Origin of the sequence: Butyrivibrio sp., from assembly GCF_017635265.1 — a bacterium.
GTDB lineage: Bacteria > Bacillota > Clostridia > Lachnospirales > Lachnospiraceae > Butyrivibrio.
Map to the genome: position 1 here is coordinate 15,850 of NZ_JAGBLU010000128.1, position 25,944 is coordinate 41,793.

A 25,944-nucleotide genomic window follows, 5' to 3' on the forward strand; every position below is an offset into this window, starting at 1 on the left:
CCCATGATGTTAAAAATGGTATGTGCAGTTTTGTGCAAGCACAATACGCACATACCATCTAAGTGTTTATGCATTTAATTCAAATATGGATCAGTATCTGACTTGATTTTGTCGCTGTACTTCTGAACATCAGAAGAAATTGTATAATCTGCATCATCAAACAGGAACTCGTGAAGCCACATAACATTGCTTGCAAGATCAACCGGAATTACGCAACTTCCTTTCTTACCGATAGTACCTGTTGCTCTCATGCTCTCCTCAGGGAATCCACCATTATCTACTACATTGTAGTTGGCAACATTCTTAAGAAGCTCAAGAATCTCTGAAATATCAAGAGAAGTATATGTTTCATCAAATGCCTTGTTTGCAATTGTTTCAAGATCTGAATAGTTTTTGGTCTTAGCTTTTTCAAGACAAGCCATCAGGACCGTTCTTTGTCTCTCGGCACGCTTAAAGTCATCTCCTGCTGTGTATCTGATACGGCAGTAAGCAGTTGCCTGAAGTCCGTTTAGAGTCTGAAGTCCTGTGCTTGTTACAGGCACATATTCAAGTCCAAGCTCTGTAGCCATTGTAGCCTGATAGTTGTTAAGATGCGAAATCTCAGCCTCTGTAACTTCAATATCAACGCCGCCCAGAGCATTAACTACATCAGTAAGTCCCTTAAATCCTATAGTGATAAAGTCCTCAATATCCATATCAAGGTTCATGTTAAGCATTGAAATTGCCTGTTCAGGACCGCCTTCAGCATAAGCTGCGTTACACTTTGTATATTCATCATTACTAAGGTTAAGGTAAGTATCACGATATACTGAGCAAAGCTTAACCTCACCGTTTTCATTGTTAATAGAAGCAATAATAATCGTATCTGTTCTGGTGTTTTTCTTGATAGCACCCTGATTCTTGGCTTCGTCTCTGGTATCAACACCAAACAGAGCAATATTGGTATATCCCTTCATCTGCTCATTTTCAGCAGCTGTCTCACTGATACTGTTAGAGATAACTTCCTCATTCATGTTGACCTTGCCAACCTTTGTGACATCCACCTTAAAGAATACATGGTAAGCAACAAGTACGAGAATACATGCTACCAAAACCTCTGCAATAAGAATGATAATTGCTTTCTTATTATTTTTCTTTTTACCTGATCCGCCATGCGAACCACTTTTTCTGGAAGAATGGCTTCTGGAAGAATTTGTATGACTCCTTGTTCCACTCTTCGAAGACGAATGACTCTTAGATGAACTACCTGAGCTTCTCCTTACAGGTCTGTCTTCATAGTCATCGTAATCATCATAGTCCTCATAATCATCACGGTATCTATCATCTCTGGAAGACTTTCTTATTTCATTATTATTTCTATGAGAAGAACGTCTTTCATCTCTGTCATAGTATTCATCATCACGCTTTGACATTTTCTATCTCCTTGTCCCAACAAAAAAATTATAATTTTCATAAACAGAAAACCACATTATACTATGCCACAAAACAAAAAAATATACAAGCACAGGATTGAGACATCACTCTGCGCTTGTATATGTATTTTTAGTAAGCATTCTTATTGACAAAACCGTAACGGATAGTTCCAAGCATTATCTTGAAATCAAAAGTCATGGTCCAATTTTCGATGTAATAAATATCGTATTCAATTCTTTTCCTGATAGAAGTATCACCGCGATAACCATTTATCTGAGCCCAGCCGGTAAGTCCCGGTCTAACCTGATGCTTCACCATATAACGTGGGATCTGCTCTTTAAACTTTTCAACAAATTGCGGTCTCTCTGGGCGAGGTCCAACCAGAGACATTTGACCGATAAATATGTTAAAAAACTGCGGCATCTCATCAATACTGGTCTTTCTAAGAATTGCTCCAACCTTGGTAACTCTCGGATCCCCCTTTGTCGTCCAGCCCTTCTTTTCCTCCGCCTCAGTCTGAACCTTCATGGTTCTGAACTTATACATCTTAAAAGGAACACCGCCAAGGCCGATTCTCTCCTGCTTATATATAATAGGCCCCTTACTTGTAGCCTTAACTGCAATAGCCGCAGCCAGCATGACAGGTGAAAAGAGAATAATAGCAAATAAAGATCCCACAATATCCACCAGTCTTTTTGCTACCTTGTTGAATGAATTGGAAAGGGGCACATATCTTATGTTGATGACCGGCATTCCCTGAACATCCTCTGTGTAAGGATTACTCGGAAAAAGAGATGAATAATCCGGAATGAACTTGGTATGAACACCTGATTTTTCACACTGTGCCACAAGCTCTTCCAATCTGTCATAATCATCCAAAGGAAGTGTTATCGTTATCTCATCATAATTGTTATTTTCAAGGTAAAGCCCCAGCTGCTCGATTTTGCCTACAACCTTAACTCCGTGGTAATTGGTTCCAAGAGGTACAAAATCATCCAAAACGCCTGCAATCTCATAGCCCCATTGCGGATTGTCAAGAATACGACTGATATAACCTTCTGCTGCCCTTGAGTAGCCAACCAGCAAAACGTGTTTTAAATTGTATCCCTTTTTCCTGATATATCTGAGAAACTTTCTAAGCACAATTCTGAAGGCAGTTGCAAATGTTACATTGAGCACTGCAAATATAATCATCATTGATCGCGAAAAGTCGTTGTGCTTTAAAAGGAAAAGAATTACCCAAAAGCCGAGGATTCCAGCCACATTGGCCTTGACCACATCCATGAACTCATCCCACATTCTGAGGGCTCGCCTGGGTGTGTAAAGCTGAACCATATAGTAAAGAACAAGGTACGCAGGCACCAAAAAATAAAGCGCTCTGAAGTAGATTTCCATAGGCAAATGACCACCCGGAAGTCTCTTACTAAATAATTCAAACTTTATAAAATAAGACGCAATGTAAGAACCGGCTACAATGAGCCCGTCCGCAACCACGTGCGCCCTGTTTAAATGAACCTGATTGTCTTTTATCATAAAAATACAGCCCCAAACTTCCTGGCACAGTTAATCCACAGCTCCAGCTGCATCCTAAAACTGTTAAAAATTTCTTTTCTCCCAAATGCCACTTTTTTGTCGGCATTATTTATAATCTTGGAAAAGCCTATAGACAGCCCCTTTAGATGTGCTCCTCCAAGTCCCCTCTTTGTATAGAAAACATGCTTTATCAATATGCCTGCTATAATAAGCGGCAGATTTATCACTATTTGCCAAAGCAACATATTTTTATAGATAAAGTATAAATTATTTCCAGCCGTAAGTTCAACCTTAAATCTGTTATATCTTGAGCCGCTTGTTCCGCTCCCTGCATGATAAACAACAGCCTTGGGCTCACAAACATTTATATAACCTTTGAGCCTTGCCCTGTAGCCGATATCCACATCCTCAAGGTAACAAAAATGTACCTCATCAAACAGCCCCACCTCTGAAAAGAGCTCTCTTCTGTAAATTGCAGCTCCGGCACAGGCGCTGGTCACAGGCTCTAAGCCCGAAAAATACTTATTGTCCTTATCTCTTCCCGGTGAAAAAGCCCATCCAAGAGCGCAGTACAAATCACCCGAATCATCAATAAGATGCGGCTCTTTAAACTGAAGCATTTTTGCCTGAGCACTGAATATCTTCTTTTTTCTGTCCATTGTTGCAACGAGCTTTTCCAAGACATCTTCGCAGCAGACAGTATCATCATTTAATAAAAAAACATATTCCGCATCACAGGATTTTATTCCCACATTCACAGCGTGGGCAAATCCCGTATTCTCCGGAAGAGCAACCAGTGTCACCCTCGGATAATTATGCGCTATAAACTCCTGACTTCCATCAGTTGAGCCATTGTCAATTATATACACTCTGAAATCCCTAAAAGTCTGTTTTTTTAAACTTTCAAGGCAATCAGTCAAAAACTTTTTTCCATTGTAATTAGGTATAATAACGCCTACTTTATCCATAAGCGATGTCCTCATATATTCCTTATGATCTGCGGATCCCACATAACTCTAAGTCCACGCCTTTTCATCTCTTCACCGATTTTCAGGTTAATCCTAAGGATTTCTTCCTCTGTCAAAGTATCAATCTTTTCACGATAAGATTTTAATGATTCAGTATTACCTGTAGATTCATCCACGTAATCAAAACCTGCAATTTCATTAAACACTTTCGCAAGTTCCGGTCTTAAGTTCATGCACCTTATATCTACTGCAAAACAATCCTGCTGTACTACAGCCTTGTGCTGAAGACCGCCACTATAGTAGACTCGCATTCCCTTATAGAGAGAAGTGCCATCCTTCTTATAAATACCACCTGCGATTCTGCCTTTCTTGTTAACGAGCTTACCTCCGACACATCCTATATCCTTCCTCTGAGAAAAGATATCCTGTGTATAATTAATGCGATAGAAACCAAGATGAGGTAGCCCTACTACTTCGCAGTCTATGCCAAAGCTTTTCATATTGTCTCGTACAGCATCTTGCCCTGCCTGATAAGCATACATCTTACTGGTCGGATTGGCCGCAGTAGATCCCTTGTGACATCTCCAATGATAAAGAACTTTATCTATATGCGCTATCTGATCCTGTGCCATAGGCATAGACAAAGTTGCCTCTAAAGTAGCCCTAAGAAATAAATCAAAATCCTGAGCTCCGTCGTATTTTTTTCTGAATTTAAGCCTCTTTATAACATCTGCTCTCATTACAGTAAAATGGCAGATATAATTATTGGACAAAAGATAATCCAGATTAAAAGAAGGCTTTGCATGATGCTCATAGTATAAATTCTTATTGTCATCAAATTTGTCTTCATCAGAATAGATAAGCCTTATGGGGCATGCCTGAAACTGAGACAGGCGGTTTCTTTTCATGCTCTTTATGATAACTCTGGACATTTCAAACAAGGCATCGGGAGTAAGGATATCATCGTGATCCAAAAGACCTATGTAATCGCCCTTAGCTTTCTCAATACCTCTGTTGGTATTCTCTGAAATTCCATCATTGGAATCAAGATGATAATACTTGATTCTGGGATCCTCCTTCACATATTCTTTTACCAGATCTGATTCTTCCAAGGATGCATCTGCAAGTACCAGTTCCCAGTTCCCATATGTTTGGTTAATTACAGAATCAATCATCTGGCGAAGGTAATTTTCAGGAGTATTAAAAAGAGGCACTACGATGCTAAAACGCACAGCGCCTCCTGTTTCTGCCAAAGACTTGTATTCCTGTTTCTGTTCTGCAAGTACAGCTTCGGACAGATTATTATAAGTATATTTTTCATTGAAATTATTGGAGATTCTCTCAAGAGCAGCAAAGAATGCGGGCTTTAAGCCATTGCGTTTTGCATATGCTATTGTTTTCTTTGCCGCATTCTTTATGCTCATGTGAAATAATTCTCCATTTTTTATAAGGAAGTTTTGCTCTCAGCTAATGCTTCGCCAAAACACGTTCACACCAGACTCGAAATTACCTCGTCAAGTGTTCTCAGCCTATTACAGCCTTTACAGCGTTAGTAAGTTCATCCTGAAGCTTGTCTGCATCAGCAAGGTCTTTACCCTTAACTCCCATATAGAATTTAATCTTAGGCTCAGTTCCTGAAGGTCTTGCGCAACACCAAGCGTCATTATCCAGTGCAAAGTAAAGAACATTTGATGTAGGAAGTCCTGTCTCGCCTTCTTTACCTGTAGCCATTTCAAGAGTCTTACCTGTCTTGTAATCTCTGAACTCTTCAACCTTCCACTGACCAAATTCCTTAGGTGGATTGCTGCGGAGCTTATCCATAAGTGCTGCGATCTGCTCTGCGCCTTCCTTGCCCTTCATTGTGATTGAGTACTGGCCTTCCTTGTAATAACCGTACTCCTCGTACATATCGATCATAGCGTCCCATACGCTCTTGCCCTGCTTTTTGTAGAAAGCAGCAAGCTCGCAGAGACACATAACTGCAACAACAGCATCCTTATCTCTTGCGTGTGTTCCTGCAAGACATCCATAGGACTCCTCAAGACCAAATACATAGTTGTGAGACTGACCGTTCTGTTCAAAGAGCTTGATCTGCTCGCCGATGTACTTAAATCCAGTAAGAACTTCAATGTAGTGGCAGCCGTACTTCTTAGCAACAGCCTTAGCCATGTTTGTAGTAACGATTGTAGTAACAAATGCAGGGTTAGCCGGCATTGTGTTTGTCTTTGTGCGCTCTCTTAAAATATAGTCACCAATGAGCATACCTGACATATTTCCTGTAAATCCAACATACTCGCCTGTCTTTGTATCTTTTGCATAGATTCCAAGACGATCTGCATCAGGGTCAGTAGCAAGAACGATATCTGCATCTTTTTCTTTTGCAAGCTCAAGAGCCAGCTTAAATGCCTTAGGATCCTCGGGGTTAGGATACTCAAGTGTTGTGAAATCAGGATCCGGAAGCTCCTGTTCAGGAACTACAAATACATTCTTAAATCCAAGCTCTTTAAGAACTCGTCTGACAGGAAGATTTCCTGTTCCATGGAATGGTGTATAAACAATTGTAAACTTATCAGCCATCTCATCAATAACATCCTGATGAATGATCTGCTTTTTAAGTTCAACCATGTACTTGTCATCAAGTTCTTCGCCAAAAGACTCATAAAGACCTGCCTTTACAGCTTCTTCCTTTGGCATTGTCTTTACTTCATTGTAATCAGTAATTGCCATAACTTCACTGATGATTCCGGTATCGTGAGGAGGTGTAATCTGTGCGCCATCCTCCCAGTAAACCTTGTATCCGTTATATTCAGGCGGGTTGTGTGAAGCTGTAACCATTACACCTGCGATACATCCAAACTCTCTAAGTGCAAAAGAAAGCTCCGGTGTAGGACGAAGAATATCACTAACGTAAGCCTTGATTCCATTAGCAGCAAGGCAAAGAGCTGTTTCCTCTGCAAACTCTGGAGAAAACCTTCTGCAGTCATAAGAAATTGCAACACCCTTTTTAGCTGCATCAGCGCCGCCATGCTTCTTGATATAGTTGGCAAGTCCCTGTGTAGCCTTTCTTACAGTATATTTATTCATTCTGTTGGTGCCGGCACCGATTACTCCGCGAAGTCCGCCTGTACCAAATTCAAGCTCTCTATAAAAACGATCCTCAACCTCATCTTCATTATTTCTGATTGCAAGGAGTTCATCTTTGGTCTCCTGATCGAAATAATCATTGTTAAGCCAATACTCAAATTGTTCTGTAGCTTTGCTCATCTCTCTTTCCTCCTGGTATTTATCTGTGGACGCTACATATCCATTTCAGGGACGTTTTCACTCTATCTCGCACGCAACGGTACTAATGCATCAAAAAACAATGCATAAGTACCGGCGTGCTCAAAAGCCCTAAAATGAATATGTAGCTTTCCACAGTTTAATATTCTGAAACACTTATAATATTATAGCATATAAAGCCGCTTACTGCGTTCTTAAGCTGGAATACCCTTCAACATTCAAACTGAAATCACTTCTGTCAAGTGAGAAGTTTGGATTGTAGTATGGATCTCCTTTATCAAGAACTTCTTTCCATTTAGTCCTGAAGTGCTCTGACTCTGCCTCGTAGCGCCTTGCATTTTCTCCCTCAAGGTCAAGGCCTCTGGAAAGTGACTCAAAGTGGAAAAGCTCTGCAAACGGTGTAAATACGTTCAGGTATCCCTTGTCACGAAGCTTTAAGCAAAAGTCCACATCATTAAGACTAACCTGGAAACTCTCGTCAAAGCCACCGACTTCGTCATATTTAGCTCTGCTTACCATAAGGCATGCACCTGTAACTGCGCTGACATCCTGAGCGTAGCAAAGTCGGCCCATATATCCCAGATTCATTCCTGCCTGTCCGTAATGGGAATGTCCTGCTGTCCTGTGCGCTCCAAGCTTTAGAACCACTCCGGCATGCTGGATCTTCCTGTCAGGGAAGTAAAGCTTGGCACCAACTGCGCCGACATCCTTACGCTGAGCGTACATCAAAAGCTCTTCCATCCAATTTACCGTAATAACCTGTGTATCATTGTTCAAAAGAACTACATACTCACCTGTAGACTTTGAAACACCGTAGTTAACAACTGCCGAATAATTGAAAGATGGCTTTGAACCATCAGCATTTAAATGAATACCACCTTCATAATAGTCAACAACCTTAACTATATCCTTTAAGGCGCCGTTTCCTAGTTCCTCGTAATAGCCCTTAATCTCCGATCCTGTGCTTCCATTCTCAACAACAATTATCTCGTAGTTGTCATAAACCGATTTCTCATAAATAGAATCAATGCATCTCTTAAGATCCTGTGCGTGCTCACAGTTTGGGATCACTATACTGATTTTTGGAGTGCCCACAACTTCATATGAAATCTTAAAGATAGTTTCAAAAGCTCTGGTACTTGTAATCTTAAAGTGGTCATAACCATGACGGCGAAGATGATCTGCCACCGCCCCCTTTGCCGCTTCGATAGCATAGGGCTTGGCATTAATATCAGATGCCACAGAGCCTGCATGACTTCTCCAGTAATACAAAAGCTTTGGAATATGTACTATATGCTCAGCCCTATCTGTAAGACGAAGAATCATATCATGATCCTGACTTCCGTCAAATTTCGTCCTAAAGAGTTCTGTTCCATCCAAAAGAGTTCTCTTGAATACACTAAAGTGGCAAATGTAGTTATTGGCTCTTAAGTTATCAATTGCATAATCAGGCTTAAAATGCATTGTTATCATCTTATTGATGTCATCACCTTTAAAGGTAGTCTCATCACAGTAAAGATAATCAGCCTTTTCCTCATTTATAGCCTTAACATACCAGTAGAGAACTTCAGGATGCAGAATATCATCATGGTCAAAAAGACCTATATATTCCCCTTTTGCAAGTTCAAGACAATGGTTGGTATTTCCTGAAATACCTTCATTTTTTTCAAGCTTCATGTAGCTGATACGATTTTTCCCATCTTTGTCCCGGTACTCTTTTACAATTCTTGAAACCGATTCAATATGCTCAGCATCTGATCCGTCAGCAAGGCAAAGCTGCCAGTTTTTGTAAGTCTGAGCCAAAACGGACTCCACCATATCTCTCAAAAACTTCTCGGGAGTATTGTACAAAGGCACAAGGATTGAAATTAGCGGTTCATACTCAAATACAGTATTCTCCTGCTGCTTTCTGGTATCTTCACTTGGGAAGCTTTCAGTTCCATAGTGAGTCATGGCTTTTTTTTCAATCTGCTTATACTTAATCTTGGCAATAACACCTTTTAAAGAACCCTGATTTCTTATCCTATCCCTCTGCCTGATAACCCAGTGCATGGTATTTCGGGCAGGTGTAGAAGCCTTCCAGATAGGATTGTTTTTGATTCTGTCCAGTTTAAACTGAAGCTCCTGGTTTTTATCTTCAAGCTCTGCTATACGACTTGCAAGATCCGCAGTTTTCAGCTTTTCTCTCTCATAAGCAGCCTTATAATCTAAATCACTCATTTAAATCTCCAAATCAAATGCTGTTTCACATAATACAGCTCATAAAATAATTGCCGGCCTTACTTAATATTCAGGATATTGGGTACCCAGTTAACCAACTTAAGATGACTTGTCTTATCAACAGCCAGCATTCCAATCTGATAATACCCGGGCGCAAGATCTCCTTTTTTAATCTTGGCTTTATAACCTGTAAGATCGACATTTACCTGATCCTGAAGTCTTATACGTATGTCAGGTCTGTACCAGGTATAAAACGGCACGACATACACCCTTGAATCAGCCGGTCCTGCGCCATCCTCATGCCGCTCCACAAGGCGAAGCAAAAGCTTTTTCTCAAAGATGGCATTGTCCGAACCAATTACAAAGCTGTATCCTTTGAGATAATATCCTTCATCATTGCCCTCAGCAGTAACGCCGTAAAGCCAGTTGTCCAAAGTGCCGTTATATTCACACCCAATCCTAAGGCACTGATCCTCTCTGGCGTCAACAATTCCTTTATCCTGGGCTGTTATCTTGCTGTAAGGAATATCCTCTACAGGCAGATAATCTTCCTTGGGTATGATAGCCGAAATAGTCTCATCATCAGTGAGGTGTGGACTATAAAATGGATCAAAATTATACAAATGGGAATGACGCCTCATAAGAGCATCTCCCTCACGGGCAAGTCGCTCCATCTTTTTGGGATCAAGATTATCAAGCCCTCTGGTAAGAGACTCATGATGATACAAATAGATATGATTACAGCATACATTGTAGTATCCGGCCTCTATTACTGAATAGCAAAAATCCACATCATTAAAGGCAACCTTAAGCTCCTCCGAAAGACCGCCCACGTCATTGTATTTCTTGCGGCTTATAAGAAGGCAGGCTGCTGTAACGCCAATATGATTGTGAACCCCTCTGTTATAGCCAAAATAGTGATTCTTGCCATCATGCATCTTTTGAAGCTTATGAACAGGACCTCTCCTTACATTGGCAATTCCTGCATGCTGAATAAGATCAGAATCCGGGTAAAGAAGCTTTGCCCCGACTGCCCCAACATGTCCAAGCTGAGCCTGGGAAAGCATCTCGCGAAGCCATCCTTCCTTTTTTGCCTCAATGTCATCATTAAGGAAAAGAAGGTAATCCCCGCTTGAATTTCTCACCCCTTGGTTACACATGGCAGAGAAATTAAACTCCTGAAGCTTATAAATATAATTGATATTGGTAAGACCGTTCTTTCTGGGTGCACGGCTGCAATAAACGCCATACTTTACCCTGTTGGCCGCAGAAGAACCATTATCAATAATGATTATTTCGTATTTTATATTGTCATCACGCGTGGTCTCAATAACAGAATTAATACACTGTTGAAGTACCTCGGGGTGATCTTTTGACGGGATTATGATACTGACTGTCGCAGGTCTTAAAAGCATATGTCTTGAATTGTGGAACGACCTTCCGTAAAAAACATCCTGCTCAGCGCTTCGATGAAACAAAACCTCCCTTATATGACCAATCGGGAGCTCCATACCGGTTCTTTTAGCAAAAGCTCTTTCATGAATTGCCAGCATGCAAAACAAAACATCTGCAGAAAGAAGGGACGCCTCAAGCCCCATCTGCTCAGGTGAATTCTTTTTATTAGAGACTCCTCCCAGCATCCTGACAGCATTGTCATACTCAGGTGCTGAATCGTGCATTATTTCAGATCTGCAGGCAAAAAAACTGCCTATATAAAAAGCATTTAAATATGAATCCGGGGACCAGTCAGGCTTAAAATACGGATGTATATACTTGCCACCGTTTCCTACTTCATCCTCATCTCCATATACAACGTTATGCTCCGGATGAGCAATAAAATACTGTTTGATGACATCAGCTGCCCTCTTTGTAAGCCTCCCTTTAGGACTTACAAAGATATATATAGTATTCTCATCGTCCTTGACACCCGAAGCTTCCCAGACCTTGGCATAAGGTATGATTTTAATCTGAGGCTCCGGCTTTTTGTGAGGTACAACCTCACCTGTTTCCAAAGTCTCCATGATCACAGGAGCTTCTGCCTTTCTAACAGTCTCCTTCTCAATAGCTTTCTGCCACTTGTCATAAGCTGAAGACTTAGCATTAACTGTTCTGTTGTATTTAGCTACACATATGTTTATTAGAGCACTTTTTGCCAGGTCTTTAAGCATTTCCCCTTTATTTACTCCTCATCGTCTTTGTAGTAACGTTCTTCACGCTTACTGATTATCTTTTTTCCAATCTTTTTTATTATATTTTCCTTGGGTTCAAAAATATTTTCAAGCTCAGGAATAGAATTTACCACTGCATCAGCAGCATTCTTTGGAATAAGCGTAGTCAATAAAGTCACACATAAATGGTTTCGTTCCTGAATACTGAGCTTGTTACTTGTCAGCTTAAATTCTATACCGGGGTCGTCACTGTTGAAAACAAAGGAATCATCAGATATCCACTGTCCGTTAACAGGATTTATATTTACATCAGCTCCGCCATCAGAAATAGATATGCCATTCCATGTAGCCTCAACAATGGTAACAATACATGGTGCAAACGCAGGATCAATCCTTGCTACTTTGCAATCGGAATCTACCCTGATATCCAGACTCACAGTATTTTTCTCATCGTACTGTTCCTCCGGATAAATTGATTCATCCTCTGAATAGCCTTCGCCCTCATCAAGATAAATCTGAATAACATCTGCAGGCCTTGCTGCGGTTGTTGTCCCTGAAGCAACTTCTTTGGGCACAATGACCTTGCGACCTATTTCCTTCCAGATCTCAACCATTGACTTTCTATTTCCTGTCACATATTTCTGGAACGCATATTCCTCTTCAAGAAGAATCCTGATTTCCTTCTCGGTAAGGCCAAGCCTGTTAAATAAGAGCTTTGGATCAAACTTTTCTCTTTTCCTATCTTCCAACCTGTAGCAGTATAGTGCTCTCCACATCTGTTCTTTGGCAGGAATACACTTACCATAGGTCCACTCATAATCTATTATAGTCCAAATAGGACCATTAACCATAATATTTGAAAAAATAAGGTCATAATCCGATACAGGATAATCCTCTTTATATCTGATTCTCCGATAATACTCATTTATAAGAGCATTAAATCCTTCAATGTCATCCTTATCTATACACTCATCGAGAAGTGATGACAACGGAACACCGTTAACAAATGAAAAGATGGCGCATCCGGACTTTTCGTCAAGCTGACAATCATTGATTTCAAGATCTCCGCCCCTGAACTTCTCCACAAGACCAAGGTAAGCATCTCTCATACCATAGACATGCTCTTTTGCCGCCTCTGTCAAAGGATACTTCTTTATTATTTTTCTACCTGCCCTGTCTATTGCAATATCAGTACGGATTTTGAACTCATCCACCCTGTCATTACTGTACTTACTATATATTGTATCAAATCCGGGACCTAAAATTACCAAAAAAGAGTTGGCAAAATCCTGATACATTCCGTCTTTAATGAGATCTTCATAAGCATGTTTTTCATTAAAGAGCACCAATCTGTCCCTGTCATAATTTCTGACATTATCCTGTAGCTCCCCGAATTTGGGGAGATATGAATCCGAGTGCAAAAGAGTCATAAGCTTATAGTCAGGATATGGATAGTAGAAATGGTAATCATTCATCCCACACTTTTTGAAAATGTTAATGAGACCGTTTCTGGTGAAGGTTTTAGCCACACTGTCCGGTGAATAGCCTTCAATTCCGGTAAAATAGCTTCCAAGATGATCCTCGGCACATCCGGCGAAGTACTTAAGCCCCAGACGATTCTCAATGGCAATTACAATCCTTCCGCCCTTTTTAAGATGCCTTGAGAGCATTCTCAAAAACTTCTCGTAAGGATTATCAGTTCCAATATAGCCCTGACCGTATTCGAAAACACCGATCAGAAAAATATAATCAAAATCATTGTCAAGATCAGGCTCAATGTCTCTAAAGTTACCAACGTGAATAGTAACATTTGAACACTCCTGATTTCTGGTGGCATTAATCTCAGAGCGCCTTCTTGAAAGGTCACAGGCAACAACCTGCCCGGCTTTACTTGATAGCATTCCTGTGATTGCTCCGCAGCCTGCCCCTACTTCCAAGACCTTTGCCTTGGGATCCATTGGAATCCACTCTACAATATTGGCCCTTTGATCCGATAAATGATAGAGAATAGGCCAATTTGCTCTCTCTTCAATTATCTGCTGATATTCTTCTTTTTTATGCTTTTTTACAATTTCGAGAAGATCGTTCTCAATAGCTCCGTCGCTGTAAAGATCAACCCCTGAATAATGTCTGAAGTTAAGGGTAACTTCTCCAATCTTAATTTCTTCTTGCATTCTGCATGTACCTCGCAAGTGTTATAATGCCAACAAAATCCTCTTTAAGTAACAATATTCTAACACTTGTTTAATATTTTTAAGTCTCTTTAGCGTCACTAACCTTGCATATTGTATTCATGTCGTAGTATCCAACAGTATTTTTATCGGAAACAACAGATACACTAAGTGCATCATAAAGCCTGTGATATACTGTAAAATCGTTTTGCTCAAAGCCTGTTACTCCAAAGCTCAAAAGATAATCCCCGCCTTGAAGGGACATGTTCTGAGTAAATGTAATGTCTTTTTCGGCACCTGCTTTTACAGGTTCCAGAAAAGCCTTCTCAACCATGGAATTAGTTCCGGTTATCTCAATACCCATAACATTTTTAAAGGTCATGGCAAAAATAGGAGCTGAAACATCTCTGTTGAACTTAACTCTCATATGAACTGTAAAGTCTGTCCCCTTTATAATCGAATTGGTGCGAACATTCTTGTTGTCAGTAATGTAATACTCCGTGATAACAGCAGCTCCATCTCCGTACTCAAGCGCATCAACTTCAGATACCGTTTCCGAATTTTCAGAGTTATTTCCTGTTCTGTCAACTTTAGATGCCTTCTTATCCTCTTTAATCTTGGAATCTGCTTTTCTGTCAGCAGTTGCAGCTGCCTCTCTGATAGACTCATCATCTAAAAGATTCTCAACATCGCTACTCGGAAGTGGGTACTGTCCGACTAAAACCTGTTTGTAAATATCAATCATTTTTTTGGGAGTTCCCTCACCAAGCAATACCCCCTGATTTAATAAAACTGCTCTGTCACAGTATTTACTTATGCTGGACAAATCATGAGATACAAAAAGAATTGTCTTACCTTTCTTTTTAAATTCCTCAAACTTGTGATAACACTTGGCCTGGAAGAATACGTCTCCTACCGATAAAGCCTCATCAACGATAAGAATCTCCGGATCTATGTTTATGGCTACTGCAAAGGCAAGTCGCACAAACATACCGCTTGAATATGTTTTCACCGGCTGATAAACATAGTCACCAATATCAGCAAACTCTAGAATCGCATCCATCCTCTTTTCTATCTCTTCCTCAGAAAAGCCAATCATCATACCGTTTAGATAAATGTTGTCGATTCCGTTGTATTCCATGTTAAATCCGGCTCCCAATTCCAAAAGAGCTGAAATATGACCATCTACATTAACTTCGCCCTCAGTAGGAGAAAGAACTCCTGTGATGATCTTAAGAATTGTAGACTTTCCTGATCCGTTTGTTCCAATGATACCGACAGTCTCGCCTTTTTTTACAGAAAGACTTACGTTGTTAAGTGCCCTGTGCTCCTTGAACTTCCCCCTTTTAGCAAGTCCAAGAGAATCTTTTAGCCTGTCAATCGGCTTATCGTAGAGCTTATATATTTTAGTCAGATTTTTGACTTCGATAGCTATATCTTTATCCATTTAAATCTCCGATCATAGTTAGTTATGATACTACGGATTGCTTCACTTCGTTCCCGCAATCCTACAAGCATTCGGAATTCGGCAAATATACCTTCTTCCTCATGTTTGTTCGGTATCATAATACATCTGCAAAATGTGGTTTGGAGCGTTTGAATATCAGCGAGCCGATACAGAATACCGATACAACAAAAATCCAAAAATATGTGGAAGAATAAAAATGTTCAAAGAACCACGTATCACCATAGATTGCATTTCTGTACCCCTCAACAATGTATGTCATGGGATTCAGCTTAAAAATCCATTTAAATTTATCAGGGATGATCTCAAGATTCCAAAGAATAGGAGTCGCCCACTGAAAAAGCTGAAGACCAATGTTGATAATCTGCAAAAGATCTCTGAAGAACACAACTATTGCACAGGTAGCGTAGCTTATGGATAAAACCAGTATAAACTCGCATCCCACGTAGTAAATAAGCTGAAGCCAATAAATACTTGGATAATAACCATATACACAGGCAATGACCAAAAGTACACAGATAAAAAACACGTGGATAAACATAGCTGCTATTATCTTTATAATAGGCAGGATACTTATCTTAAAAAGCACCTTTTTTACAAGATAGTTATACTCCAGAAGAGATGTGGTTCCGTTAGTTAAAGCCTCTGAAAAGAAGAACCACGGCACAAGGCCTGCTGTCAAAAAAAGAACGTATGGAACTTCAACACCTTCAGATACAGCCTGAGCTCTTGACTGAAAAACCTTATCAAAAACAATGTAGTACATCACAACAGTAACTACAGGCTGAGCCAATGCCCACACGATTCCCATATATGATCCGGCATATCTTTTCTTGAAATCATTTATAGAAAGTCTTTTTATAAGCTTTCTTGAGTTGTACAATTCTACAGGCAAAACCAAAAGCCTGTCATACCAAAAGAAGACCAGAACACAGCTGATGCCTATCAAGATACATCCACATATCTTTTTAAGCATCTCTGTGTGCGGGTCTGCAAGAGTGTTTGTATGAAAAATAACTAGAAGTGCCAGTGAAACTGCCAGCACGTAGAAAAGTCCCAAGCCTGCACGCTTGGGAAGTTTCTTAAGCCCCCTGATCAATACTCTTTAATTCCTTTCCACTTTGTGTCCTTGTCTGAAAGGTCTATTTCTACGCCGTCAAGAAGCGGCCACTCTACTCCGATATCCGGATCATTCCAAATAAGACCGCCCTCATCATTAGGATGGTAGAAGTCAGAACATTTATATGCAAATTCAGCATAATCGGATAAAACATAGAATCCATGAGCAAATCCCTTAGGAATAAAAAACTGCTTTTTATTCTCTGCTGAAAGAGTAACACCGTACCATTTTCCAAAAGTTTTAGAATCTCTTCTAAGGTCTACAGCCACATCAAATACTTCACCGTTGATGCATCTTACAAGCTTATCCTGTGGAAACTGTTTCTGGAAATGAAGACCTCTAAGTACTCCCTTATGACTGGCTGACTGGTTGTCTTGAACAAACTCCACATCAATTCCGGCTTCCACAAAATCATTTTTATTGTAAGTCTCAACAAAATAGCCCCTTGAATCTCCAAAAACTGTAGGTGTTATCACTTTAAGTCCTTCGATTTCACATGTCTCTACTGTTATCTTACCCATTTTTAAACTATCTCCATTATATATATTTATTCTTTAAAAACTCATTTGTCCCTTGTGCACAAAATACACGATTATTTTTATTTTTATGTTCGATCAATTTCCCGGCACTGTACCGACAGGCGTTCCGGGTGCTGGCCCTGCAGGAGGCGGTGTCTGCGGCATTTCTCCATTATACTGAAAAAGGCTCACATCAAGAGTGCTGGGATCAACTCCCTGACCATTTGGATTTATGAGTTCTCCCACAACTGCCATTCCTGTACCCGTCTGTTCCTGAGAATTCCCCAGTGTAGAGCTCTCGGAAGACTCCACTGAAGACGAACTCTTTTTTATGACTACAGCAGAAGAAACTTTCTCGGTCTTATCAAAAAACTCCTGATCAGCCAAAAATCCGTCAAGGTCATCGCCTATCTGCTGTCCATACTCAGATAAATCTCCGCTATAATAGGAGGCCGCAACTTCTGCAGTATCATCTGCTGCATTCTGCCCCCATCCAAATAGTTCGTTTATCTTTTCAGTATTAGCGGCATACACTATAACAAGTACCAGCAAAAAAGCACTGATAATAGTGAGTATCGCCATGCGAAAAACTCTCTTATCCATACATAAGCCCCCTCAGTAAGTGATTAGAAAAAACCCGGTAAGTGCTCACAGCCCCTCTGCTACTTCTTTAAGATACTTACCGTAATCTGTTTTCATTAATGGCTCAGCAAGTTTTAGAAGCTGCTCCTTATCAATGAAACCTCTCTTATATGCAATTTCCTCTATGCAGGAAATGTACAGTCCCTGTCTCTTTTGGAATGCACATACAAAATCTGAAGCATCAAGAAGTGAATCGTGATTACCTGTATCAAGCCAGGCAAAGCCTCTGCCCATTGTCTCTACGCGAAGCTCACCTCTTCTTAAGTACTCATTATTGATACTTGTGATTTCAATTTCGCCTCTGGCTGATGGTTGCACATTAGCTGCTATATCAACTACCTGATTGTCATAGAAATAAAGACCCGGCACTGCATAATTACTCTTTGGATGTTCAGGTTTCTCTTCGATGCTGATAGCCTTGCCATTTTTATCAAACTCAACAACACCGTAAGCTCTTGGATCTCTTACATAGTAGCCAAATATTGTTGCTCCCTTATCTCTTGCTGCAACTTCTCTAAGAAGCTTTGAAAAACTCTGACCGTAAAAAATATTATCTCCAAGTACAAGTGCAACCGAATCGTTTCCAATAAACCCAGCACCGATAATAAATGCATCTGCAAGTCCACGGGGCTTGTCCTGAACGGCATACTCAAACTTCATTCCAAGTTGTGATCCATCTCCAAATAGTTCCTCAAACATAGGAAGATCTCTGGGAGTTGAAATAATGAGAACTTCTCTGATTCCTGCGAGCATAAGTGTTGAAAGCGGATAATAAATCATTGGCTTGTCGTAAACAGGCATCATCTGCTTAGACATTGCTCGTGTAAGTGGATAAAGTCTTGTTCCTGATCCACCTGCTAATATGATTCCTTTCATAAATCCTCCTTAAAAGGACGGCAAAAGCCTTGTGGCCTTGGCTGGGAATTGCTCGTGTACATACCAATTTCGGGACGCTTTCGCTCTATCTCAGACGTAGCAGTACTAAGTTGCTAAAAAACAGCAACTAAGTACTGACGTCCTCAAAAGCCCTCAATTGATATATACACTTAGCAATTCCTAATTAAATTCAAATATGCTTTTGCCTGTTTATTTGTATTCTTGATTATTTATTTTTGTACATTTTCTCATAGTACTTCTCGTAGTCACCGGATGTCACGTTGTTCATCCAGTCCATATTATCAAAGTACCATCTGATAGTTTTCTTGATTCCCTCAGCAAACATTGTCTCAGGCTCCCAGCCAACTTCAGATTTAATCTTATCTGGAGCGATAGCATATCTGCGATCATGACCTTTTCTATCAGTAACATATTTGATAAGGTCGTAAGAAAGATGTGCTTTACGTGGATCACTGTCATCCAAAACTTCTTTTAATGTGTCGATAATTGTCTTAACAATCTCAATGTTCTGCTTCTCGTTGTGTCCTCCGACGTTATATGTCTCAAAAAGACGTCCTTTTTCCTGAACCATATCGATGGCCTTAGCGTGATCCTCAACATAGAGCCAATCACGAACATTCTTACCATCACCGTATACCGGAAGTGTCTTACCTGCAAGAGCATTATTGATGATAAGCGGAATAAGCTTTTCAGGGAACTGGTAAGGTCCATAGTTGTTAGAGCAGTTTGTGATATTTGCAGGGAACTTATATGTATCCATATAAGCCTTTACAAGCATATCTGAACTTGCCTTACTGGCTGAATATGGGCTGTGAGGTGAATATGGAGTTGTCTCATAGAAGAAAGCTGTAGGGTCATCATCAAGCGAACCATAGACTTCATCTGTTGAAACATGAAGAAACTTCTTGCCCTCTTTAAATGTTCCATCAGGATTTTCCCAAGCTTTTTTGGCAGCATTGAGCATTGTTGCTGTTCCCAAAACATTGGTCTGAACAAAGATCTCAGGATTGACAATCGATCTGTCTACATGACTCTCTGCTGCAAAATGAACTACTCTGTCGATGTCGTTTTCCTCAAAGATTTTGTTAATAGCATCTCTGTCGCAGATATCAGCCTTTACAAATGTATAATTATCTCTGCCTTCGATATCCTTTAGATTCTCAAGATTACCTGCATATGTAAGAGCATCAACATTGATGATTCTGATTTCATTGTCATACTTTTTGAACATGTAGTGAATGTAATTTGAACCAATGAAACCTGCTCCGCCTGTTACAAGATAAGTTCTCATTTATTTTTCCTCTTTTCATTAAATTACATAATTAATCAAGTTAGAGTATATCACAAGTTGCCATTAAGTAGAAGAGCCCCATTGAGTAACACATATATCTTGGCTGAGGAAATATCATTGAGCCCGTAACCACGCTGTTTATACATATTCCTGCCAGCACAATAAAAGACATTAAAACAAAATCTTTTCTCTTTTGAAGCACTCCCATTCTGAACATCAAAGTCAGATACAAAATATAAATTACTAAAGAAGCAGTTATTAAGATTCTTGGAGAAATGTTGGCTACAGAAATAACAAAAGCCTTAAGCACATTAGCCTTAAGTACATAAGTAAACGCTTTAGACTGCCCCTTAAACATTCCCAATAAATCGTTTTTTAAAAGTTCTGTCAAAAGAACTTTCTCAACCGCATCCTCTTTTAGCTGAGCTGAAACCTCATCAAGTTCAGGGAAGTTCTCTGCCACATACTCCTCACATAGAGGAAGTACCACATCAAAACCTATAATATCATAACAGTCAGCATAGTGAGCTGCCATAGATACCCAGTCAGAATTCGAAATTGCAGACTCATCACCAAGTTCATAACCTGACGGAGCAAAGTCAATTGTAAGTTCCTTCTCTATAAGTACATTATATATATCAGTATACAACCGGCTTAAGTCTGGATAATCTTCAGAATCGTCATATTTCTCATATAGAGCTGAATCTGAAGGTTCTGCAGTATAAAGAACTGTATCAAGACCTCCCTTACTGTTTCCTGTATGTTCTGCAAAAACACCTCTGACACAGTAGTTGTATCCTCTGTCCACAAGGCTGATACAAATAACCGCAATTACAATAAGGATGCAGTTTTTCACAAATTTTCCAAAATCTCTGGTTCTTTTCCACAAAAGGTGCAGAACAAAAGACACAAATCCCCATATAAGAAGTGTTATAAGCATCTGTTTTCTGATACCGGATATAAAAACGCATAATAGAAATAGAATAGCATTATTTTTCAACGAATAATCCTTCAGAGCCATAAACAGCCTTATGTTAAAAAGTACAAACAGAGGCATTGCAAGGCTTTCAGTCATGATACATTCAGAGTACATGGAACCTCTTGCAGCCACAAAACGATTCAGCACGCATACAGCAATCTGAAAAAAAACTGCCATAAAGCCTATAAGTCTGGCCTTACCCTCATATGTATTGTCCAATGCAACCTTGTACATAAAAAATCCAAGTCTCGCCGTAACATACACCCAAAGAAGACTCTGCATGATCACTGCACAAAACAAATACGAAGGCTGTCCATACATTTCTCCTGTAAAGTCAAAAAATTCAAATATCTTTCTTATCCCCAAAAGAAACAATGGATAAACCGGCTCTCTCGAAAAGTCCATACTTGTGTAACTTGGAGAATCCACACACCACACTGTCCCATCAAAAACAGCCATTCCTGCAAAAAACAGGAATGGCAATAATACATACATAAAAATCAAATTTTTAGAATACTTATTTTTTAACATAACCATTAGTAGTAGATATTCATATCTACATTTCCCGAAATTCCACTTACAGTGCCCTTTGAGGTATACTGCCACATATTAACCTTTGAAGCAGAATAATCCATAGCTGACTTGTACTGAGCAAGCCATATATTGTAGCTTCCGAGCTGAGAAACATTCATCTTCTCAGTAAACCAAGTCTTGTTTGAGTAAACACCAACTGAATATCCCGCATTGGCAACAGTTCCGCAAAAAGCTTTGATATTGGCTGTTCTCTGATCATTGCTGATACTATCGCCTCGGCCATTACTTTTTTCTATATCAAGATAAACCGGGTAAGAGAGGCTATATCCCTTTATGAGACTTATTACCATGGATGCCTCTTCTACTGCCTCAACCTCGTTGACTGCCTGCGAAAAGAAATATACTCCGACCTTAAGCCCTGCTGCCTGAGCACCCTTTATATTGGATTTAAACTTAGAATCCTCAATAAGTGCACCCTCTGAAGAGCCTCTGTATCCGCATCTTATGATAACAAAGTTTACACCTGAATTTTTAACTGCTGCCCAATCAATGTTGCCATTCCACTTGCTGACATCAATACCCATAACATTGGAAGAACCTGCAATAGCACCATCACTTCCAAATGTGTACTTTGCTCCCTGAATGACCTGCTCTCCGGTAACAGGGTTACCATTTTTATCAAAATAGTAAGTCTTGCCGTCTATTGTCTGCCATCCTGTGTACTTATAAGTCGCAGCACCGTTTCTGAGATAGAATGCCGACTCAATATAATAGTCTCCGTAATCAGCTTCTATATAGTTTCCTTCGCTATCCTTGATGTAAACCTGCTTACCATCTTTGGTCTGAAGTTTTTCAGCATTGCTCTTAACAGTAACTGTAACTTCTGTCTCAGTATAGCCATCTGCTGATACTGTTACAGTCGTCTCACCTGCATCTTCTCCTTTTATGGTAGTACCGTCAACAGAAACCTTACCTGTATCTGCTGAAGAGACCTTTAAAGATATATCAGAGCTCTTAGGCTCAATCTTAAAGGTTCTTCCTTTAACAAGTGTGACCTTTGTGATACTGATCGGTGCGCTCTTATCAGCAGAGGAACTACTTGAACTTGAGCTTGATGAAGTGCTGCTTGAACTTGAGGAGGAGCTACTTGAGGAACTACCGGAGCTTGCGCTTGAAGATGAACTGCTTGACGAACTTTCAGAGTTCGAGCTCTCTTCTTTCTTAACAGTTACCTTAACAATTTCTTTCTGATATCCTTCAGCCGTAATTGTAATATATTCAACACCTTCGCCAAGTGCTGAGATTGTTCCGTCATCAGATACTTTAACAAGCTCCGAATCAGATGAAGAATAGTTAAACTCTGAAGGGCCGTCCTCAATTTCAATCTTGAACGTCTCGCCTATTTTCAAAGTAACATCATAACTGTTTACCTTAAACTCTTTATCTTCCTCTTCATCAGAATCGCTGTTGTCACCCTGATCTGTCGTAAGTGCCAGGAACATAAATCGTGAAACACCATTCATGGCACTGCTTGATGGATCTACAATATTGCTCTTATCCACCGCCTCATATGTATATCCGCCATCCCCACTGTCAGTTCCTTCACTAACAGCCGTCTTAGTGCTTTCAACCCACTCAACAGTATCCGTCAAGGCTGATTCAACCTTGTCAGCAACAGCCGTATCTTCTTTTGCGACGTTTACTTCGGATTCCTTTTTTACTTCGTTTGTGACATCAACGACTTTCATCTCAACAGTATTTTTAACAGTAACAGACTTGGCTGTTGTATCAAGCTTAATCTTTGCGTAGTCTCCCGAAAGGGCATTGGGAGTTACTGTATACTTACCGGCCGTTAAATCTTTTTTATAAATGATACCGTCCTGATCATGGTCATCGTATGTTACGCTGCTTCCGTCAGGATTGACAACAGAAACCGTAAATGGAGTACTTGCTATAAGTTTTCCGGTTTTTGAGTTAGTAAATTTAATCTTTAAGTCACTCTTAATAGTAGTAACAGACATGGAAACACTGATAGTTTCGCTCTCATCTTCCTTCTCACTACTTTCTTCAGCTTCCTCATCCTCAGAAATAAGCTGTGCAGCTTCAAGCTTTGCTCTTTGGGCATCAGCAATGGCTATAAGTCCGCTCTCGCCCACAATCTCTGTTTCTCCGTAGTTTTTTCCCACATCGGTAAAAGAACTGATCTCATTGTTTTTGTCCATGGCTTTCTTGTAAAATACACCTGTTGCCACAGCTCCAACTATAAGAAACACGAATATCAGAGCAGCTACCCTCTCAACAGCAGAAGACTCAGTGATGATGCTAAGAAAGCCGGCTTCTGAACCTTCTCTTTGCACACTTCTTTTGTCATGCCAATCATCTAAGGCTCTGTCCCTTCTTGATTGTCCATCATCATACTGCCGATCATTTCTACGATTATATCTTCTATCTTCTACTTCAGATCTTCCACGGCGTTCATCAGACACATAGTCATCATAAACATCGTCATCGTCTTCATCATCCTCGTAGTAGTCGTCTTCCTCATAATTCCTACGATCGTCAATTTCCTCTACACTTCTGTAATTTTCATCGCCTTCATAGTACTCATCATCTTCGTCATCATAATCATCTTCGTAGTAATCACGGTCATCTTCATAGTCCCGGTCATATTCATCATCTGATATTCCGTCTGTCTCCCGTTCATACTCCTGATCATCTGATTCATAATCACTGTCATAATCATCAGTATCATCATAATCACGATCATCTTCATAATAATCATCATCTTCTACGTTTCCATAGCCGTCATGATTATCTTCCGGATAATCCTCGTACTCATCATCATATTGCTCTCTGTAATCTATGTCCTCGTCATGGCGTTTTTTACGCGAACTTTTCCCAGCAAGTCCCAAACCTCTTTTTGAACTTCTTCTCATACGTTACTCCCTTTAATCACCATCGGTAAAATCCTTTGGCTTAAATCCCTCTTTAATTGTATCCCCAATCAGTTCTGTCCTATTCATCATATCGTGATAACAGGTATTTGGGTAGTAGTAATAACTATTAACCTCTTCATCTGTGGAATTGTAAACTATAGCCCCATCCATTTCACAGATATCAGTTTCAGCATTTTCAAAAGGAATTGGCCAAAATACATACCCATCAAAAGCATAATTCTGAATAAATTCTATATCATCGCCTATATAATTTACAGTCCATGTTCCAAATAATACTACACCAGCAACTACTATCGTAATTAAACGAATCTGCCATCTATGGAACATTTCGCCAAAGTAATCTCCCAGTGCACACATGGGAAAAAGAAAAAGATAAACCAGCCCATACCTGATAAAAGGCGCTGTCAAAAACCATAAAGCAACTCCGGCAAACAAAGTAATATAGAACATAAGCATATCGTTTCTAATTCTATGCTTTCTATCTACTCTTCTAAGAAATATAAAAGTCACAAGCCCCATAGCAACAGCCTGAGATAAAATCAAAAACTTCCCATATACCTGTTGTCCTTCCCACCATATTGGAAGCCACTCTGAAAGTGGCAGGTCAAGCTTTGTTATATCATAAAGAGCTCTCCCCCAGGCTGTAATCTGATCAGAATCAACTTTCACATATTCAGCGGGGATTTTCCAAACCACATTGAATAAATCTATGGCTGTTACAGGGTAAATAAGATAGCCTGATATAATAACATTTCTTATCAGAAATGGAAGAAATGATAAAAATCCAACTAATACATATGTCCCTATCATATGATATTTCTTTTGTTTTATCAAAAGAGCCAGCGGAACAATTGCAAGCAACACTATGGCTGAAGCAGAAAGTTTCATGCTCACAGAAAAAATTGCCAGAATAGAAAGATATCCATATACTGCCAAATCTTCAGACTTATCCTTTTTCTCCTCAGCATGGATTATCCATGCTGAAAAAATGTACATGGTCATGTATAGAGTTCCATAATCCGTTGCCGGAGACTGTAGCCCGCTAAGAACAGTTACAGAGTACATTATTATAGATACTCTTGCCATATCTGAGCCTTTCCAGCCATGGCCTCTTGATTTTATAAGGCCAAGGATTGCATAGCTCGTAAAGAGTACCATAAAAAAGCCGGTCATGGTATGCAAAGCTTCGGGCAAAATAAAGCTCAGGGTAAAAAGCGCACACAAAGCCAAATAAGAACTATTATAAGCAAAGTGAAGCTGAAAATTGCCTAGTCCTTTAAGACACCCATATTCCTCTATAAGACGGATAGCCTGAGCATGATAAATACCTGTATCTGTATGGAATTGACCTCGGGAAGCATAAAAAGATGCGATAACGCTTATGACAGACAATATAATAATCTTTGTTTTGTTATCTGAATTTAAAATTTTTTTGAAAATAGAAACTATTTCTTTTCTATATATAACGAAACTGATTATAGCGGCTATAATCATAATACCATGACATAGCCCACCAACCTTATAAAATATACTAAAATACTCAGCATATACAGTCATACTGACAAGCCCTGTCACCACAATACCTGTAATGCCAAAAGTCTCAATAGACGGCATCGGAATAATCCCGGATAAAAGTTTCAACATAACATATCCAAGAATCAAACTCAAAACAAAAATATATCCCCAACTGATTATTGTTACTATCATTGCTAATTCACCTCTTTTTTCTCATACCTCCATAAAAACATAATAATCCCCCCAAAACATTCTAGCATTTATAAAAAAC

General features: G+C 39.7%; 17 protein-coding genes. All 17 read right to left on the reverse strand.

Features of this window, described 5'->3' with window-relative positions; translation table 11 throughout:
• Positions 1 to 74 precede the first annotated feature (74 nt).
• The 17 genes from J6O61_RS15815 to J6O61_RS15895 all read right to left on the reverse strand — a co-directional run bounded on the left by J6O61_RS15815 (position 75) and on the right by J6O61_RS15895 (position 25,865).
• On the reverse strand, positions 75 to 1,412 hold the full coding sequence (locus tag J6O61_RS15815) for an LCP family protein (protein ID WP_292215146.1): 1,338 nt from the start codon (positions 1,410 to 1,412) through the stop codon (positions 75 to 77).
• Positions 1,413 to 1,542: 130 nt separating this feature from the next.
• Positions 1,543 to 2,946 (reverse strand): undecaprenyl-phosphate glucose phosphotransferase, encoded by a 1,404-nt coding sequence (locus J6O61_RS15820; RefSeq protein ID WP_292215148.1) that lies wholly within the window; start codon positions 2,944 to 2,946, stop codon positions 1,543 to 1,545.
• Positions 2,943 to 3,914 (reverse strand): glycosyltransferase family 2 protein, encoded by a 972-nt coding sequence (locus tag J6O61_RS15825; protein ID WP_292215149.1) that lies wholly within the window; start codon positions 3,912 to 3,914, stop codon positions 2,943 to 2,945. The genes J6O61_RS15820 and J6O61_RS15825 overlap by 4 nt, the downstream gene beginning before the upstream one ends.
• Before the next feature lie 11 nt (positions 3,915 to 3,925).
• Entirely contained in the window at positions 3,926 to 5,338 is a 1,413-nt protein-coding gene (locus tag J6O61_RS15830; protein ID WP_292215151.1) for a glycosyltransferase family 2 protein, read from the reverse strand.
• Between the two features lie 100 nt (positions 5,339 to 5,438).
• Positions 5,439 to 7,178 (reverse strand): phospho-sugar mutase, encoded by a 1,740-nt coding sequence (locus J6O61_RS15835; protein WP_292215153.1) that lies wholly within the window; start codon positions 7,176 to 7,178, stop codon positions 5,439 to 5,441.
• A gap of 201 nt (positions 7,179 to 7,379) precedes the next feature.
• Positions 7,380 to 9,416, reverse strand: a complete 2,037-nt coding sequence (locus J6O61_RS15840; RefSeq protein ID WP_292215155.1) for a glycosyltransferase family 2 protein — start codon at positions 9,414 to 9,416, stop codon at positions 7,380 to 7,382.
• A 59-nt stretch (positions 9,417 to 9,475) separates the two neighbouring features.
• Positions 9,476 to 11,584, reverse strand: coding sequence for a glycosyltransferase family 2 protein (locus J6O61_RS15845; RefSeq protein ID WP_292215157.1), 2,109 nt, complete (start codon positions 11,582 to 11,584; stop codon positions 9,476 to 9,478).
• A gap of 11 nt (positions 11,585 to 11,595) precedes the next feature.
• A complete protein-coding gene (locus tag J6O61_RS15850) occupies positions 11,596 to 13,758 on the reverse strand; it encodes a class I SAM-dependent methyltransferase (RefSeq protein ID WP_292215159.1) in 2,163 nt (720 codons plus the stop codon).
• A 79-nt stretch (positions 13,759 to 13,837) separates the two neighbouring features.
• Positions 13,838 to 15,202 (reverse strand): ABC transporter ATP-binding protein, encoded by a 1,365-nt coding sequence (locus J6O61_RS15855; RefSeq protein ID WP_292215160.1) that lies wholly within the window; start codon positions 15,200 to 15,202, stop codon positions 13,838 to 13,840.
• 115 nt (positions 15,203 to 15,317) lie between these two features.
• On the reverse strand, positions 15,318 to 16,319 hold the full coding sequence (locus tag J6O61_RS15860; protein ID WP_292215162.1) for an ABC transporter permease: 1,002 nt from the start codon (positions 16,317 to 16,319) through the stop codon (positions 15,318 to 15,320).
• The gene (gene rfbC / locus J6O61_RS15865; RefSeq protein ID WP_292215163.1) at positions 16,316 to 16,861 is read right to left on the reverse strand and encodes a dTDP-4-dehydrorhamnose 3,5-epimerase; all 546 of its coding nucleotides are present in this window, start codon (positions 16,859 to 16,861) and stop codon (positions 16,316 to 16,318) included. Before rfbC ends, J6O61_RS15860 begins: the two co-directional genes overlap by 4 nt.
• 93 nt (positions 16,862 to 16,954) lie before the next feature.
• A complete protein-coding gene (locus J6O61_RS15870; RefSeq protein WP_292215165.1) occupies positions 16,955 to 17,461 on the reverse strand; it encodes a hypothetical protein in 507 nt (168 codons plus the stop codon).
• Positions 17,462 to 17,506: 45 nt separating this feature from the next.
• Complete coding sequence (gene rfbA, locus J6O61_RS15875) at positions 17,507 to 18,376, reverse strand: glucose-1-phosphate thymidylyltransferase RfbA (protein WP_292215167.1); 870 nt, start codon at positions 18,374 to 18,376, stop codon at positions 17,507 to 17,509.
• A gap of 226 nt (positions 18,377 to 18,602) precedes the next feature.
• Positions 18,603 to 19,688 carry a dTDP-glucose 4,6-dehydratase gene (gene rfbB / locus J6O61_RS15880; RefSeq protein WP_292215169.1) on the reverse strand — a complete coding sequence of 362 codons (1,086 nt, stop codon included), beginning with the start codon at positions 19,686 to 19,688 and terminating at the stop codon, positions 18,603 to 18,605.
• A 40-nt stretch (positions 19,689 to 19,728) separates the two neighbouring features.
• The gene (locus J6O61_RS15885; RefSeq protein ID WP_292215171.1) at positions 19,729 to 21,162 is read right to left on the reverse strand and encodes a hypothetical protein; all 1,434 of its coding nucleotides are present in this window, start codon (positions 21,160 to 21,162) and stop codon (positions 19,729 to 19,731) included.
• A 41-nt stretch (positions 21,163 to 21,203) separates the two neighbouring features.
• Positions 21,204 to 24,137: a GH25 family lysozyme gene (locus J6O61_RS15890; protein ID WP_292215173.1), complete on the reverse strand. Its 2,934-nt coding sequence runs from the start codon at positions 24,135 to 24,137 to the stop codon at positions 21,204 to 21,206.
• A gap of 12 nt (positions 24,138 to 24,149) precedes the next feature.
• The gene (locus tag J6O61_RS15895) at positions 24,150 to 25,865 is read right to left on the reverse strand and encodes an LIC_10190 family membrane protein (RefSeq protein WP_292215174.1); all 1,716 of its coding nucleotides are present in this window, start codon (positions 25,863 to 25,865) and stop codon (positions 24,150 to 24,152) included.
• Positions 25,866 to 25,944 lie beyond the last annotated feature (79 nt).